General features: G+C 62.8%; 17 protein-coding genes. 11 read left to right on the forward strand and 6 right to left on the reverse strand.

Annotation, left to right across the window (positions count from 1 at the left end):
* The first annotated feature begins 8 nt into the window (after positions 1–8).
* From HBNXHr_RS07660 to HBNXHr_RS07670, 3 genes are all read left to right on the forward strand, one after another.
* Entirely contained in the window at positions 9–3533 is a 3525-nt protein-coding gene (locus HBNXHr_RS07660) for a hypothetical protein (protein WP_275881701.1), read from the forward strand.
* A gap of 6 nt (positions 3534–3539) precedes the next feature.
* Entirely contained in the window at positions 3540–4055 is a 516-nt protein-coding gene (locus tag HBNXHr_RS07665; protein WP_275881702.1) for a hypothetical protein, read from the forward strand.
* A 143-nt stretch (positions 4056–4198) separates the two neighbouring features.
* Positions 4199–4726, forward strand: coding sequence for a hypothetical protein (locus HBNXHr_RS07670; RefSeq protein ID WP_275881703.1), 528 nt, complete (start codon positions 4199–4201; stop codon positions 4724–4726).
* A 39-nt stretch (positions 4727–4765) separates the two neighbouring features.
* Here the strand turns inward: HBNXHr_RS07670 and HBNXHr_RS07675 are convergent, their stop codons facing one another.
* Positions 4766–5512 (reverse strand): DUF1405 domain-containing protein, encoded by a 747-nt coding sequence (locus tag HBNXHr_RS07675; RefSeq protein ID WP_275881704.1) that lies wholly within the window; start codon positions 5510–5512, stop codon positions 4766–4768.
* 81 nt (positions 5513–5593) lie between these two features.
* Positions 5594–5737: a hypothetical protein gene (locus tag HBNXHr_RS07680; RefSeq protein WP_275736654.1), complete on the reverse strand. Its 144-nt coding sequence runs from the start codon at positions 5735–5737 to the stop codon at positions 5594–5596.
* 92 nt (positions 5738–5829) lie between these two features.
* Here HBNXHr_RS07680 and mutL point away from each other — a divergent pair, with 92 nt between their 5' ends.
* Both mutL and HBNXHr_RS07690 read left to right on the forward strand, forming a co-directional pair.
* A complete protein-coding gene (gene mutL, locus HBNXHr_RS07685) occupies positions 5830–7926 on the forward strand; it encodes a DNA mismatch repair endonuclease MutL (RefSeq protein WP_275881705.1) in 2097 nt (698 codons plus the stop codon).
* A 128-nt stretch (positions 7927–8054) separates the two neighbouring features.
* The gene (locus tag HBNXHr_RS07690) at positions 8055–8993 is read left to right on the forward strand and encodes a sugar kinase (protein WP_275881706.1); all 939 of its coding nucleotides are present in this window, start codon (positions 8055–8057) and stop codon (positions 8991–8993) included.
* 31 nt (positions 8994–9024) lie between these two features.
* On the opposite strand, the gene HBNXHr_RS07695 is transcribed toward HBNXHr_RS07690, so the two are convergent.
* A complete protein-coding gene (locus tag HBNXHr_RS07695) occupies positions 9025–10107 on the reverse strand; it encodes a geranylgeranyl reductase family protein (protein WP_275881707.1) in 1083 nt (360 codons plus the stop codon).
* A 105-nt stretch (positions 10108–10212) separates the two neighbouring features.
* Here HBNXHr_RS07695 and HBNXHr_RS07700 point away from each other — a divergent pair, with 105 nt between their 5' ends.
* The 3 genes from HBNXHr_RS07700 to HBNXHr_RS07710 are packed head-to-tail and all read left to right on the forward strand — an operon-like array spanning position 10213 to position 11119.
* Positions 10213–10395, forward strand: a complete 183-nt coding sequence (locus HBNXHr_RS07700; RefSeq protein WP_275736658.1) for a hypothetical protein — start codon at positions 10213–10215, stop codon at positions 10393–10395.
* 37 nt (positions 10396–10432) lie between these two features.
* The gene (locus HBNXHr_RS07705; RefSeq protein WP_275736659.1) at positions 10433–10657 is read left to right on the forward strand and encodes a hypothetical protein; all 225 of its coding nucleotides are present in this window, start codon (positions 10433–10435) and stop codon (positions 10655–10657) included.
* 36 nt (positions 10658–10693) lie between these two features.
* Positions 10694–11119, forward strand: coding sequence for an SRPBCC family protein (locus tag HBNXHr_RS07710; RefSeq protein WP_275736660.1), 426 nt, complete (start codon positions 10694–10696; stop codon positions 11117–11119).
* Positions 11120–11324: 205 nt separating this feature from the next.
* On the opposite strand, the gene HBNXHr_RS07715 is transcribed toward HBNXHr_RS07710, so the two are convergent.
* Complete coding sequence (locus HBNXHr_RS07715; protein ID WP_275881708.1) at positions 11325–13424, reverse strand: AAA family ATPase; 2100 nt, start codon at positions 13422–13424, stop codon at positions 11325–11327.
* A gap of 102 nt (positions 13425–13526) precedes the next feature.
* Here HBNXHr_RS07715 and HBNXHr_RS07720 point away from each other — a divergent pair, with 102 nt between their 5' ends.
* Entirely contained in the window at positions 13527–13661 is a 135-nt protein-coding gene (locus HBNXHr_RS07720) for a hypothetical protein (protein WP_275736662.1), read from the forward strand.
* Positions 13662–13736: 75 nt separating this feature from the next.
* On the opposite strand, the gene HBNXHr_RS07725 is transcribed toward HBNXHr_RS07720, so the two are convergent.
* Positions 13737–14174, reverse strand: coding sequence for a DUF5796 family protein (locus HBNXHr_RS07725; RefSeq protein WP_275881709.1), 438 nt, complete (start codon positions 14172–14174; stop codon positions 13737–13739).
* An 86-nt stretch (positions 14175–14260) separates the two neighbouring features.
* Here HBNXHr_RS07725 and HBNXHr_RS07730 point away from each other — a divergent pair, with 86 nt between their 5' ends.
* A complete protein-coding gene (locus HBNXHr_RS07730; RefSeq protein WP_275881710.1) occupies positions 14261–15112 on the forward strand; it encodes a shikimate kinase in 852 nt (283 codons plus the stop codon).
* Entirely contained in the window at positions 15070–15375 is a 306-nt protein-coding gene (locus HBNXHr_RS07735; protein ID WP_345799478.1) for a chorismate mutase, read from the forward strand. The genes HBNXHr_RS07730 and HBNXHr_RS07735 overlap by 43 nt, the downstream gene beginning before the upstream one ends.
* A gap of 18 nt (positions 15376–15393) precedes the next feature.
* Here HBNXHr_RS07735 and HBNXHr_RS07740 read toward each other — a convergent pair whose 3' ends face one another.
* Positions 15394–15783 carry a response regulator gene (locus tag HBNXHr_RS07740; protein WP_275736665.1) on the reverse strand — a complete coding sequence of 130 codons (390 nt, stop codon included), beginning with the start codon at positions 15781–15783 and terminating at the stop codon, positions 15394–15396.
* Between the last annotated feature and the right edge of the window lie 91 nt (positions 15784–15874).

Consider the following 15874-nt stretch of genomic DNA (forward strand, 5'->3'; position numbering starts at 1 on the left):
GTGGACGGGTGCCGTTCGCGATCATCGGCGTCCTGCTATTGCTCACGAGCGTCACGTTCGTTGGCCACACCCTGACGCGATCGGCGGTAACTCCGAACGTCGACGCGAGCGTCGCCATCTCCCAGACGGAGGGCGTCACCCAGTCAGCGATCCGGACCGGCGCACAGCATGGGATCGAAACCGCCGCGTCCCAACCGTTGACCGAGACGAGCGATACCAGGTGGGGAGCGGTCCTCAATGCGAGCGACCCGGACACCGCCAGGGAGTCACCGGACAAACTGGTCGACGGGAAACTGGCATCCGGGACGTTCCGGAACTATCTCCGGGCGATGATCTATCTCGAAGTCCGATCGTCGCTGGAACGTGCTGGACAGCGGGTTGGCGACGTCCGGACGAATGTCTCGGTACCGAACGTGGGGAGTCCCGCTGCACTCCGGGCAGCGATCGATCGAGTCTCGCTTGGGGAGCCGGCCGAAGGCGTTCTCGAAGTGACGATCGAGAACGTGACAATCACCGCTCGGTCCGAGGGCCGGGTGATCGACGACCGCGAGACGGCGATCTCAGTGTCGATCGCAACGCCGATCATGCAACTACATCAGCGTGTCGAACGGTTCGAACGTGCCCTCGATGCTGGCGTGACCGAACGCGGTTTTTCACAGCGGTTCAACGCGCGGATCTACGCACTGGGCTGGGCACGGGGATACGCCCAGAACTACCAGGCACCGATCGCTCAGGTCCTCGCCAACAGACACATCGAACCCGCCGCAAACGACGCCGTCTACCGGACCCAAAAAGACGTCTTCGGCGCGGCCGACCCGGAGCTACAGGACGCCAACAGACTCGGCTGGACCTGTATGGCATTGAAAGACGGCGGGGCGATGTTCGACGAATACATGGGATCGAACGACGTCAGCTACCGGAACAGCACCTATACCGGTGACGAGCTGGTTTTCGATCGTTCGAACGGATCGGATCTCTCGGCCAGCGTCCCGACTGACGGCAAAGGTGTGGCAGACACACTTTGTTCAGGGGCGGAACTGGCGCTCGGCGATCAGGTGACCGGTGAGCTACCGGAAGCTCCGGGAACCCGTGACCTCCTCGGGGACGCGCCAGGGATGAACGCGACCGATACCATCGGCGTCAACCAGACTGCCTATGTGCCCCTTGCCAGGATGGCATCCGCGGATAGTACGCATTCCATCGACAGTGCCATCGACCGGATCTATACGATCGATGGCCGGGCGCATACTCGAAGCACAGTCGTCGATCCGCTTGACCTCTCCGGGAGCGCCACGTGCAACAACTCGGCCCACGCAGATGGAACGTACACGGTTACCGATCGGATATCAGTCGATGGCGAATCGATAGCAGAAGCTACCCCACAGGAAGAGTACTACGAGGCGACGTCGACTGTCGAAGCGAGGGTGACGAAGTACAAAAAATGTCATCCAGAGCCTGAGAACCCGATGATAGCCACTGATACCATGGAGCTGGAGGTTACAACGACGTTCGGGGAAGCCGATGCGAATCCGGCCGCCGAGATCGACGCGATACACTCGGTCCCGATCGGCGAGAACAAGTACAATCGAGGGAGTCGGATCGCCGGATTGCCGAGTGATTTCAGGAACTACGCCGGTGGGGGCAAAAAGGTGACAGCGTCGTTGCTCGGTGCTGATATCAGCCCGCACGCACACGCATCGTGGGTCGAATCAGCGGTACCGAACCGGATCGAGAGTGTAGCGGACGTTAGTGCAGGGATCGACGCCGAGTTGAACGTCAAGAAACGAGTAACACTCGATCACGAGAAGTTTCTCGACGCGAAACTCGCTGCAGCGATCGCTTCCGATCTCGCCGAGATGCAGCGGGACGCCGCGGCCATCACACACGAGTATTCGCGGACGGACTTGCTCAAACGCGGTGAGCAAAGTCCGTTCACCCGCCTCATCGAAAAGACAGAGACAACACTGAGCGAGCAATACCTCGACCGAACGAAACCCTACGATAGCGTGGGCCAGAAAGCGATCTACGAGGCTCGGTATGCCTATCTTCAGGCGTTGCTTGCGGAACTCGAAACTGTCGAGGACGGCCACGAAAGCGCAGTTGAGGGAATCGACGACAAGTTCGAAGCGGTCGATTTGAGTCTGGACAAAGCGCTGACCTTTCTACAGGCAGGAATCGCAGCCAAAGAACCCGATCCAGTCCCACTCGATTCATCGAATCTGACCGGGACCATCTCCTACGAGGTCACGGGCGCGCCGACCTACCTCGTCGCGGCAAACCTCACCAAACGGGATGTCCCGGCGATCGAGGCAAACACCACGTTCACACCACTTGCAATGCGAAACGAGGAGCTATTCGATTCCCCGCTCGACGACATCGTCGACGGCACTGTCGGGGCCGTGCTGAACGCGATCAACCTGGGGGGGCCGGACGCGACAGTCCCCATCAAGACGGCTGGGGATATACTCATGGCCGGGAATCTCGCAGAAGCCGCCGGCGATAACCCGATCACGAACAGGAGTTTCGAGCGGTCCCTGGACGCCTTCGAAGATAGCGTCAGCGAGTCGGTCAAGACGGTTAGCGAAACTGTCGCTGAGGACACGGTCCGCCAGTTGTATCCCACAGAAGCCGCAGCCTGCGTCGTGGGTGAGAATACGCGTGGCCGGAGAGTCGCGTGTTCGAGCCAGTATAGCGAGTCGCTGATCGAGACGATCAGGACTGCTCACGCGGAGATCAAACGGAGCACAGACACGGCCCTGGACAGCTACGACACGACGGCCCAACGAGCGGTCGCGATCGGCAACGGCACGGCCACGGAACGGATCGTTACAACGGTCACGCAAACCATCGATTCGGACGCCTATCGCCATCCGGCATTCACCGAGTCGTACGATGACGGACAATGGCGTCTGCTGGTCGAATCAGCGCTTCGCCCGGCGATCGAGAACGCCAGTGCGATCGAAGTTGACGTCGGGAAGAACAAAAACGTCGAAATCATCGAGGAGACGGTCAAGTCGAAGATCGGCGATGTCGCGTCGGAGGCTATCAAAAAACGGCTCGGCGATGTCGCGAAAAAGGCCAGCAAGCGGGTGAGCGACAAGATGGAGCAGTGGGCCGGATCGTGGTCGAAAAAGGCGAAGCGACCGGCCAGAATCGCAGCGGGGCTGCCGCTGCTGCCGGTTCCCACTCACTGGTACGCGACGATGAACGCCTGGGACGTCACCATCGCCGGCGAGTACGCACGCTTCGAAGTGACAGCGAACGTCGGGTCGCCAACGGAGACGACCGCGACGACGTACGTCCGTGAGAACCGGACCGTTACCGCCGACATCGCCGGTGAGTCACGCAGACTCGGCAGCGTCGAACCGATCAACTTCACTGGCCGCTCCGTCCTTATCGTCATCACGCCGACCGGCGTCGGTGTCGGTGATACCGACGGTGAGAACCCCGAGTGCTCGCCGACGTATCCGGAAGTGGGCGTCGTCGATCCGGAGGCCATGTCGTGTGCTCGATTCGGCCTGGGTGGTGGATGAAATCACATGGACTTCGAAGCACCAGTCGACGCGTGGTATGTCTGGATCGGCGTCGCCGTCGTGAGCGTGACGCTGGTTGGGTTCGTGCTTGGATTGCCGTCCCAGCCGCCGCCGGACGCAACGAAAGCAGTCAATACGATCGATCGAGTCGCCGGGGCAACCCAGGAATCAGCAGCGATCTATACCCACGACGCCGCCGAAATCAGGATCGATACCCGACGAGTTGCAATGCGAAACGACGGTGGCACCACCCGTGAGTCCGTCGCCTTTGGCTCACTCACACCAGTGAAAGCAGTCGAAAACGCCACTATGCGGGAGGCATTCGACAGAATCGTTCACGGTCAGCGGCCGGAATCCGTCATCGCAGAATACAGTTTCAACACGACGGCATTGCTCTCGAAAGCCGAGCGGACGCGCAAGCGGATCGACACCAACGGTGTCGCGTGGCGGCGGACCGACGGCGAGCTCGTCGTGCGTCGGATCGAGATCGACGGGACATCACTCGTGCTCATAGACGCATGAACGACAACCGAACTGCAGAGATCAGGGACGGACAGGGGACGACGACCAGCAGGGACATGGTGAATATATGAAAATTAACACGACAGTTAGCGAGGAAGTGGGAGGGGAACCGCTCAGAGCCGACAGTGGGGGGACGAACAGCCGTGACTGATATCGACAGCCTCGAACAGCGGCTCGCAGCCATCGAGCGGACCGTCGTCGACGGAGACCACGATGGGACAATGATCGATGTAGACGCGACATCGAACGCGGACATCGAACAGCTCGAATCCAGACTCGACGCACTCGATGCACGGGTCGCCGACCTCGAATCGACCGTTCAATCGATCGATGGCTACGTTTCGAACGTTGAATCGGTGAACGAGGACGTCGAACGCCGCGCGGATTCGGCGATCGCGACGGTTGATCGACTCGAACACCGGCTCGAAGAAGTCGAAGAGATGGCGACCGAGACGGCAGAGCGCCTCACGGAAATTCAACGGCATGGAGGGGAAAACGACAGTCCGGAGGCCGACAGAGAAGCTAGCAATCTGTCCGACCAGACAGCCCGGAACACCGCCAGCGCAGAGACAGCCACCGCAGAGACAACAAGTCAAGAGGCAAACCCCATTCGTGAATTTGTAGGATCGATCCAGCGGGGAGTCACATCGATCCGGGACAGGCTCACGTAGCTGCGTGGGAATCCACACGCTTCGATAGAACAGTCCCCGTTATGTCTGGGCTCGATACGTCCCAAGCGCGAGTACGATCGCTGCCAGCGTAAGAAAGACTGCGGCGGCGGCAGCCAGATCGTGGGCAACGACGGTGTGATCGAACGCGCCGTCGACGTACGGCTCAGCACGAAGCACGGTGTGATGGGGCCCGTCCAGTATCGGCCAGAAGTAATCGACCAGGTCGTTGAATCCGTACCAGGCGGTTGCGCCGCCGATTGCCGGCAGTGTGAACTGCGCGTAGCGATGAATCAGGAATGCCTCAACAGCCATCGCGAGGTGGCTCGTAATCAAGAATACGTACAGCCAGGTGGCGATTCCCTCGGGGCCATTGACGAACAGTTGCACGAACGGCGTCCAGAACCCCAGCTTGATACAGCCAAAGAAGGCGAGCACGTGCAGCCAGTTGGCCTGGAGATCCAGCCGCCAGGCGATCAGCGAGAGGGCGATGAGCAGGGTTGCGAGTGGGCTATCAGGGATCAGCGGCCAGGCCGAGAGGGGGGCAGCGCCAAGTTGCCCCTCGAGTAGGGGCGGCTCGACGTTGAGTGGCCGTCCGGCATAATACCAGAGCCCGAAGACCGTCCCGACGAGGTTGACGATCGCGATCGGCCACGCGAGCCGGAGGCCGATATCCTCGAGCCAGGTGGGAAGCGGTGCGATGAAGCGTGACCGCTTGTGGGTCGGCGGAAGTTCGACGTCAAAGAAAACTCGGAGAGTCCGTTCGAGGCGACGACCGACACCTGCCATAGACGCCTGGACGGAAGCCGCGCTCAAAACGATAGCGGTCGCGGGACCGTCTCTCGGGCAGCGTCGAGACGCCGCTGTGAGTCACTCACGCCATTCGTGGCCACAGGACTGACACTCGAAGTAGCGCCAGTCGGTGCCACCGGGGACGATGTCGGTTCGGACGCGATCACGGTCGTCGCTGCCACATGCCGGACAGCACCGGAGTTGGGATGTTTTCGTCGACATTGACATATCCTTCGACACGATCATTAAAAATTGTTAGAGAAGCGGCAATCCGCGCACCGTACGTTTTTCCGGGCAGGTGACGGACCAGGAACATGGACGAGATCCGGGAACTCGATGGGACGACGATCGAGCGTATCGCAGCGGGAGAGGTGGTCGAGCGCCCGGCCTCGGTCGTCAAGGAACTGGTCGAGAACAGCCTCGACGCCGACGCTTCCCGGCTTCGAGTCGCCGTCGAAGCCGGTGGGACTGAATCGATCCGGGTCAGCGACGACGGCGTCGGCATGACTGAAGACGACGTGCGTTCGGCGGTCCGTGAACACACGACGAGCAAGATCCAGGACATCAGTGATCTGGAATCCGGTGTGGGGACACTCGGATTCCGGGGTGAGGCGCTGCACGCGATCGGTGCGGTATCACGAATGACGATCACGACACGCCCTCGCGGTGGCGATCGCGGGACCCGACTCCGCGTCGAGGGTGGCGACGTGACGGCCGTTGGGGCCGCGGGCTGTCCCGAGGGAACGACCGTCGAGATCGAGGACCTCTTTTATAATGTCCCGGCCCGCCGGAAGTATCTCAGTCGGGACGCGACCGAATTCGACCACGTCAACACGGTCGTGACCAATTACGCACTGGCCAACCCCGACGTCTCCGTCGCGCTGGAACACGACGGCAGGGAGACCTTCGCCACCACGGGACAGGACTCGCTTCGCGAGACGGTCATGGCCGTCTACGGCCGCGACGTGGCTGAAGCGATGATCGACGTCGACCCCGGTGAATTGCCAGATGGACCACTCGACGGCATCGACGGACTGGTGAGCCACCCCGAGACCAATCGGGCGGACCGTGCGTACGTCGCAACCTTCGTCAACGGTCGGTACGTCCGCTCGAACGCGGCACGCAACGCTATCGTCGAAGCCTACGGCAATCAGCTCGCTCCCGATCGCTATCCCTTCGCTGTACTTGATCTGTCACTGCCCGCGGAGACGGTCGACGTCAACGTTCACCCCCGGAAGATGGAGGTCCGGTTCGCCGACGAAGCGGGACTTCGCGAGCAAGTGCGGACGGCCGTCGAGGAAACGCTGCTGGCGGAAGGACTGGTCCGCTCGAGCGCGCCCCGGGGGCAGTCGGCCCCTGAGCAGACTGAGATCGATCCCACGGCGTCGGCAACCCCCACCAGTTCGCCCGACGATGTGAACGATGACCAAAGCGAGCCCGCAGCGACCAGTCCTGCTGAGGAGGATCCGGCCCGGTCGACCCCCGGGCAGTCGACTGATTCGGCTGGAGGCGCAGACGAATCAAGAGAGAAGCGGACTACGGATCGCCGCCCGTCCACGGGGACAACGCCCAGTAGCGGCGACACTGCCGAACACGCATCCGATTGTGACACCGCGACAAGCGCACAGACGGACGATCCGACAGCGGACACCCGGCCACCGACATCAGCCGGTCGGACCTCATCTCCCGAAGCCGGGGCGTTCCCGAACGGCGCGACAGAGGGGTCGAAAACAATCAACAGCGGTGCACAGACCCGTCTCCAGGCTGGCGAACAGCCCCTCGATCGGGAGTTCGAGTCACTCCCGTCGATGCGAATTCTCGGCCAGTTACACGGGACGTACGTGATTGCCGAGACCGATACTGGCCTTGTGTTGATCGATCAGCACGCGGCCGACGAGCGGATCAACTACGAGCGCCTCCGGGAAGCGTTCACTGGGGAAACAACGACCCAGGCGCTTGCCGAACCGGTCGAAATCGATCTCACCGCGCGAGAGTCGGCCCTGTTTGCGGATTTCGAGCCGGCGCTCGCGCGACTCGGGTTCAGCGCCGAACGGATCGACGATCGGACTGTCGCCGTCACGGCCGTCCCCGCACTGGTTGCCGAGACTGCCGACCCCGAACTGCTTCGGGACGTGCTCTCGTCGTTCGTCGACACCGACGGTGATCCGGCGGCAACCGTCGAGGCGGCGGCGGACGAGGTCCTCGCTGATCTCGCCTGCTATCCGTCGATCACTGGCAACACGTCGTTGACCGAGGGATCGATCGTCGACCTCGTCGACCGCCTCGATGCATGTGAGAACCCGTATGCGTGCCCACACGGTCGCCCAGTCATTGTCGAGATCGACGCCGACGAACTCGCCGAACGCTTCGAGCGGGACTACCCCGGGCATACGACCAGGCGCCTGGATTGAACGACAGAACGGGAGATTGGATTCGGGTATCCGCCGGGGGCGGCCCCGTAATTTCGTCCGGTCGTCCCGTCGGAAAATGTGCTCGCCGTCTGAAAACAATTAAGCATGATGCCTCGGATGACTACGTTATGTCTACTCTCATCACGGTCGGTGAAACGCCACTCAGACTGAGTCCGCCCGGAAACCGCCGATTCGTCGGCAGTGAGACGGCCCGGATGACTGCGACAGGGACCGAAAGCAACGTGGCGATCGCGGCTGCCGCGCTGGATGCGGACGCAACCTGGGCGTCGAAGCTGCCGGCGACCCAACTTGGCAAACGCATCGTCAGCGAACTCAGGGAATACGGCATCGAAACTGACGTCTCCTGGACTGATGAGGGGCGTGTCGGACTCGAATTTCGACAGCCGGGTGTCCCGCCGAGAGAGCCCGTGATCATTCACGATCGTGCGGGGGCAACGGCCGAATCGATGACGCCGTCGGACATTCCGATGGACGCTGTCGAGACGGCCGACGGCGTCTTCGCATCCGGGAGTACGGCAGCACTGTCGGAGACGGCAGCAGAGACGATCTCGGCCGTTCTCCGGGCCGGTGGCAACGGCGATGATCTGGCGGTCTTCGAACTCGACTATCGGCCGCGTCTCTGGTCGCCGGAGGCGGCCAACGACGGGCTGACGCCGTTGCTGGAGCACGTCGACGTCTTGATCGCCACAGAGGACGAGTTGCGGACCGTCTTCGGACGGACCGGTGACCCGCGCGAGATAGCCCATGGAATCGCTTCAGAGTGGGACCTCGACATGCTCGCGATGACGCGGGGCGAATACGGTGCACTCGTCATCGACGACAGCGTCGTCCACGAAACCGAGAGCGTCGAGGCGGAGACCGTCGATGCCGCCGGGCAACACGACGCCTTCAGTGGGGCGTTCGTCCAGCGGCTTCTCGACGGCGATCGTCCGGACGAAGCACTCGCCTATGGCGTCGCCGCAGCCACATTGACCCGGACGACCCCGGGACCGATCCCCGCGTTCGACCGAGCGGACGTCGAAGGTGTCGTGGAACAACTGCAATAGGCGGTTCCCATCTGAGGGGTCGACTGGCCGATCAACGTGAGAGGAGTGCGCGCAACTGGGCACGCGAGAACAGCGAGGATGGCTCGTCCATGTGAACGCCGATTTCGCCGGCGAAAAGTCCGAGTCCGACACGCTGAATCGGTCTCGGCAGTGAGTAGCCACGACGGACCCAGGTTCCGAGGCGGATTTCCCGGCCCAGATCCCGCCGCCAGGCGCGTTCGTAGTCAGCCAGCGTGGCGGGGTCGGCTGGATCTATCTCACGTGCGGCGTGATCGGCAGCCGTCATCCCGTAGCGGATCCCGCCGCCGGTGAACGGCTTGGTCTGGGCGGCCGCATCGCCGAGCAGAAACGCCCGATCGCTCGTGACTGACTCCGGCGGGCCGATCGGGATCAGTCCGGAACACCGGCGATCCGTCTTTACGCCGTAAGAGTCGGTAAAGGTCTCGAAGCGCTCGCTTGCGGCTTCGCCCGGCGGCACCGCAAGCCCGTACTCGACGCCGGCGTCGCCACGGGGGATCCGCCAGGCGAAAAACCGGGGGACAGTCAGGTGAACGTCCACGAAGTCACCCCCGTCGGGATCATCGTCGAATCCCAGGACCCCGTGGAGAAGTTCGGCAGGGTCCGGGAGAGAGACGGCGTCCCGAACCCGGGACTGTGGGCCGTCACAGCCCGCAACCATCCGAGCGCGATGGGTTTCGACGCCATCCGGGCCGGAAACCGTCACGACGACGCAGTCGGTGCGTTCCGCAACGTCGGTGACCGTGTGTTCGTCCCTGACCTCCGCGCCAGCCTCGCTTGCAGCGCGGGCGAGCACCTTGTCCAGTTCGACGCGATCGATGACGTGTGAAATGACGGCATCCTTATAAAACGGGTACGCACGGCTGTCCGGGCCGCCGAGATGAAAGCGCGCGCCGTGTATCTCGTTTTGATGCAGCTGATCGCGGTCCTCGGGCGGCACGAACTCCAGGACGTCCGTACTGACGTGGCCCGAACAGGCCAGTGGCTCGCCGATTTCGCCCTGTTCGAAGACCAGGACATCGTGTCCATCACTGGCAGCCTGGCGGGCATAGCGACTGCCCGCGGGTCCCGCACCGACCACGATCACGTCACGCATATACTGGCGAAACAGGTCGATGCCTATAGGTCTTGACGGTCCGGCGCGTTTCGAACCTTCTCCGCCAGGCAAACTTACAAACGGGATGGACGCGAATCGAGGACTATGGCAGCCACGATCGACTCCGAGAAGGGCTTCGGGCTGACGATTCTCTTCGGCGTCCTCGCACTCGTCGGGGCGCTGGTTATGCTTCTGGGCGCAGCCGATAATCTGGTCGCCGCAACGGGTTTTGCCGTCGCGGTCGGTGCCGGATCGGCGGCCGTCGCCGCCCGTCACACCTTCGCGTGAACAAACGGCTTTTATCGCTACAGCCGTACTTTCGAGTATGGTCGAGTTGAGCGAGGAGGAACGGCGCATCCTGGAGTACCTGCGCACGCAGGTCGCCAGCGGTGACAGTTACTTCCGCGCGAAGAACATCGCCGAGAGCATCGGGCTCTCGGCCAAGCAGGTCGGCGTTCGGCTCCCACATCTCGCCGAGAAGGCCGACGAAGTCGACATCGAGAAGTGGGGACGAGCGCGTTCGACAACCTGGCGAGTCACTCGAAGCTAACGGCGGATTTTTTGGCATCCCGCCCCAGGGATCGGTATGTCGATCCGTCTGGAGCAGGTAATCGAAGTGTCAGCGACGCCAGAGGAAGTGTGGCGGTTTATCGCTGATCCGGAGCAACGGGCCAAATACATCAGCGTCGTCGAAGATTACAGCGTCGACGGCGATCGGTCTGCGACCTGGCACATCTCGCTGCCGATCCCTGTCATCAACCGGACGATCACTGTCGAAACCGAAGACGTCGAGCGTCGAGAGCCGGAGTTCGTCAAGTTCGTCGGGCGCTCGAAAGCGGTCCGGGTCGTCGGCGAACACGAACTCACGCCGACGGAGACGGGCACGCGCCTCACGAACACCTTCACTGTCGAGGGGCGGATCCCTGGCGTCGAACGGTTCTTCAAAAAAAACCTCGAAGCCGAGTTCGAGAACCTCCGGGACGGGCTCGATGCGTTTCTGGACGGCGAGTGAGTGAAATCGCCATGAGTGACTGGGTTTCTCGGGATCGGGATGCAGACATTTATTTGTCCAGAGATCGAAAATCCGGGTGCCGGCGCGGCGCTTTTCTCGCCTAGCCGGCAACGCCCGCCACGCATCCGCCACGCTGCTCGGCCGCAAGTCGACGCCGGTTGTCCGGACAACCGGCACCCGCCTCCTCGTCGGCCATCGGCCCGGATTAGACCTGTGACGGCTCGATCCGCTCGCGAGCCGCCGCGAAGTCCTCGCTCTGGATCATTACCTCCTCAGCGCGTTCGTTGGCGACGGCTGGCATCTGGTCGTCAGCGACCCGCCTGATCGCGCGCATCGACGCATCCCGGACCAGCGCGTCGAGATCCGCCCCGGAGTAGCCGTCGGTCGCTGCCGCGATCTCATCGAGATCGACAGCTTCTCCCAGCGGCTTCTCAGCCGTGTGCACCTCGAGGATCGCCCGCCGAGCCGCCTGGCTGGGCGCGGGGACTTCGATATGGGTTTCGAGCCGTCCGGGCCGGAGGAGTGCGTCGTCGAGTGCCTCCCGGCGGTTGGTCGCCGCCAGGACGACGAGGTTCGGATCCTCGCCCGCGGCGTCGAGTTCGGTGAGCAATTGGGAGACCACACGCTCGGTTACCTCGTGACCCTCGCCACGTCGGGCGGCGATCGCGTCGATCTCGTCGAGAAAGACGATCGTCGGCGCGGTCTGGCGGGCGCGCTCGAACAGTTCCCTGACTGCCTTCTCGCTCTCGCCGACGTATCGGTCCAGTAACTCGGGACCAGCAACGCGAATGAAGTTGACGTCGGTCTCTCCAGCCAGCGCACGAGCCAGTAACGTCTTGCCGGTGCCCGGCGGACCATAGAGGAGGACGCCTGTTGGTGGGTCTGTATCGGTCGCTTCGAACAGCGGGCCGTACTGGAGCGGCCATTCGACGGCTTCCCTGAGTGTGTCTTTGACGTCATCGAGACCGCCGACGTCTCCGAAGTCGACGGTCGGCGACTCGGCGACGTAGGCCCGCATCGCCGATGGCTCGACGGCTGCCAGCGCCTGTTCGAAGTCAGCCCAGGTGACAGAGGGATCCTCGCGTTCGCGCTGGAGGGCGGCCATCGCGGCCTCAGTGACCACCGACGCCACGTCTGCCCCGACGAACCCGTGCATCCGGCCGGCGAGGCGATCGAGATCCACGTCATCGGCGAGCGGAACGCCACGGGTATGGACTTCGAGAATCTCCTCGCGACCCTCTCGATCGGGGACGCCGATTTCGATTTCGCGATCGAAGCGTCCCCCGCGCCGCAGCGCCGGATCCACGGCATCGACGCGGTTGGTCGCGCCGATGACGACGACCTGGCCGCGGGATTCCAACCCGTCAAGCAGGGTGAGCAACTGCGCAACCACGCGGTTTTCCATGTCGCTGTCGTCGTCGCGCGCGCCGGCGATGGAGTCGATCTCGTCGATGAACAGGATCGACGGGGCCTCGTCGTCGGCCCGTTCGAAGGCGTCCCGGAGCTGTTCGGCACTTTCGCCCTTGTACTTCGAGACGATCTCCGGCCCGGAGATGGCCTCGAAGTACGCGTCGACTTCGTTAGCGACGGCACGGGCGATCAGTGTTTTTCCCGTGCCCGGCGGACCATAGAGCAGGACGCCCTTCGGCGGGTCGATCCCGAGGCGGGTGAACACGTCGGGCTCGGATAGCGGGAGTTCGATCATCTCCCGGACCCGGTCGAGTTCGTCGTCGAGTCCACCGATGTTTTCGTAGGTGACGTCGCCTGGTTCGTTCGTCTCTCCCGACCCCTCGGTCCCGGTATCGGGACTGTCGTCGGCAGCCATCGGCTGTCCCACGGAGATCGTGGTCCCATTGACAACCCTGACGGTCCCCTCCGGGTCCGTGTCTTCGACGTGGAAGGTCCCGACCTCCGGGACGGTCACCCGGTCACCGACCTGGACGGGGGTGTTCCCGAGTCGATCGTCGATCGTCGACTCGATGCTGCCTTCGATCGTGCCGTCGATCGGTCTCAGGTCGACTCGGTCGGCGTCCTGCAGCGATGCTCGCCGGAGCGTCACCTCCGAACCGACGGTCACCTCGGCGTTGGATCGCGTGTCGGCGTCGATGCGAACGTACGACCCAGTACCGTCCTCGGGCCAGACTTTCGCGACAGTCTGGCCGTCACCCTCGATGCGGACCGGGTCGCCACTCAGGACGCCGAGTTGGTTTCGAACTGGTTCGGGAAGCCGGGCGATACCCCGGCCCGCGTCGCGCTTTTTCGCCCCCTTGACGGTGGCCGAGATCCCGTCGTCGGCGTCTACCATGCAGGCTCATTTGAGTCGCTGGCCCTTGAGAATTCCCACCGCGTGATCGTATAACCGACAACCACGAAAACGCCTTTATTCACGCACAACGGACGCATACATATGGTAACAGAAACCGAGCGCGACGGCATGACCTGGTACCAGTGTGAGGGCTGCGGGATGCTCTTTGACAGTCGCGAGGACGCCCAACAACACGAGGACAACTGCGACGCCGAGGACCCTTCGTACATCCAGTGACGGCGGCACCGACAGCGGATCTGTCGATGGCACCTCGGTTGTCGGTCATGCACCGATCTCCCAGTGTTTGCCGGATCACTCGCCGTCTTTCGCCGGGGTGAGTTCGAATGATCGCTCGCCCATTTCGTTCTCCTCGAAGACGAACACCCGGCCGTCGACAGCCTCGAAATCCGCTTCGATGACGATACGCTGGGCCTCGTTGCGCGCTCGTACCCCGGGGAAGACGGTCGTCTCCTCGCCCGGTTCGAGCACGACGCGGCCGACGCCGGTCGATTCGAGAATTTCGGCTTCGGTGATTCGATCGTTGACGTACACCAGGACACCCTCCGTCTCGCTTTCGGCCGTCACGAGGACGTGGACCTGTTTGCCAGGCATCGTCCGTATCGATCCTTCCTGTCGGTTCGGAATCCCGTGATAGAACGTCTCTCGCCCGTCGACGTACTCGACGACGACCCCCTCCTCGGTCAACTCGACACCGACAGTCTCCGGTGGGACATCCGCTCGAATGCTCATATCGGGGCTGGGAACCGTGGATGGAAAAACGCCCCGCTGTGGGCGAACCAGCACACGTAAATATCGCCGCGGAGACCACAGCGTACATGGACGGGACGGCTGTCGCGCCGGCCGCCGGGACGGTCCTCAATGCGCTGGCGACGGGGACGGGATCGGCGTTCGCCATCGACGCGGAATTGCGCGCCGAGGTGAGCCTCGAACCCGACGGGCCGGTCACCGGGACGATCGCGGGCGAGCCCGACGGCGACACGACGTTGATCGAACGCTGCGTCGCGTTGGTCACCGATCGGTTCGGGGACGGCGAGGGTGGGACAGTCCGCACAGAGAGCGACATTCCGCTGGCTGCCGGCCTGAAGAGCTCAAGCGCTGCGGCAAATGCGACGGTTTTGGCGACGCTATCAGCACTTGACGCGACGTCGGAAGTATCCCGGGCGGACGCCGCACGCATCGGCGTTCAGGCGGCCAGAGAGGCCGGCGTCACCGCGACGGGAGCGTTCGACGACGCGAGCGCGAGCATGCTCGGGGGCGTTACGGTGACGAACAACCACGAGGACGAGCTGCTCGCCCGCGACACTGTCGAGTGGGACGTGCTGGTGTGGACGCCGCCCGAGCGAGCTTACAGCGCCGAAGCCGACATCGAACGCTGCCAGCAGGTCGCGCCGATGGCTGACCTGGTTGCCGACCTCGCGCTCGATGGCGCATACGAGCAAGCGATGACCGTCAACGGCCTGGCGTTTACGGCAGCGCTTGGGTTCTCCCCGGAACCGCTGATCGAGGCGATGCCCCACGCCGCCGGGGTCTCGTTGTCGGGGACTGGCCCGAGCGTCACGGCAGTCGGAAACCGGGATGATTTAGAGCGCGTCCGCGAAATCTGGGAACAACGAGAGGGCACGACATGGCTAACGACGACACAGACCGACGGTACCCGGACGAGATGAGTCTCGACGAGCTCCGCGAGGAGATCGAATCCATCGATCGCGAGCTCGTGGAATTGATCGCGCGACGGACGTACGTCGCCGATACGATCGCGGCAGTCAAGGAGGATCGAGACCTGCCAACGACGGACGAAAAACAGGAACAGCGCGTGATGGACCGTGCCGGCGAGAACGCCGAACAGTTCGACGTCGACGCCAACCTGGTAAAGGCCATCTTTCGGCTGTTGATCGAGTTGAACAAGGTCGAGCAGCGGGAAAGTCGATAGCGGCTGGTTGGGAGTTTTTCACTCCTCGACAGCGGATCGGATCTCGGCGGCGAGTTGTGCGTACTGCTCGGTTCCGGCTCCTTTTTTGATGTATCCGGTGAACGACTCCTCGTCGAGTTGGGCTTCGACATCCTCACGTTCTCGGCCGCTGAAGACGAAAAACGGCATGTCCGAATCCACCCCGCGAACAGCCTCCAGAAATGCCGCTCCAGACAGTTCCGGCATCGTATAATCGCTGATAACGCAGTCCGCAACAGTCGGGTCTGACTCGATCGTGCGGAGTGCCTCAGTTGCGCTCTGGTAGATCCTGACGTCGAGGTCGTCATCGGCCCGTTCGAGAAACGTCGCCGTAATGTCGAGGATATCGCGATCTTCGTCGACGAGGAAGACTGTGATTTCGTCTGGCATCGCCGTACGTCCCCCTTCATGCGCTATCCTATGTAATGTATCGGACTAAAAATCAAATATGATAATTAGGAGGGCTCGCGACCCGGCGATG

The sequence above is a fragment of the Halorhabdus sp. BNX81 genome, from assembly GCF_029229925.1.
Classification (GTDB): Archaea; Halobacteriota; Halobacteria; order Halobacteriales; family Haloarculaceae; genus Halorhabdus.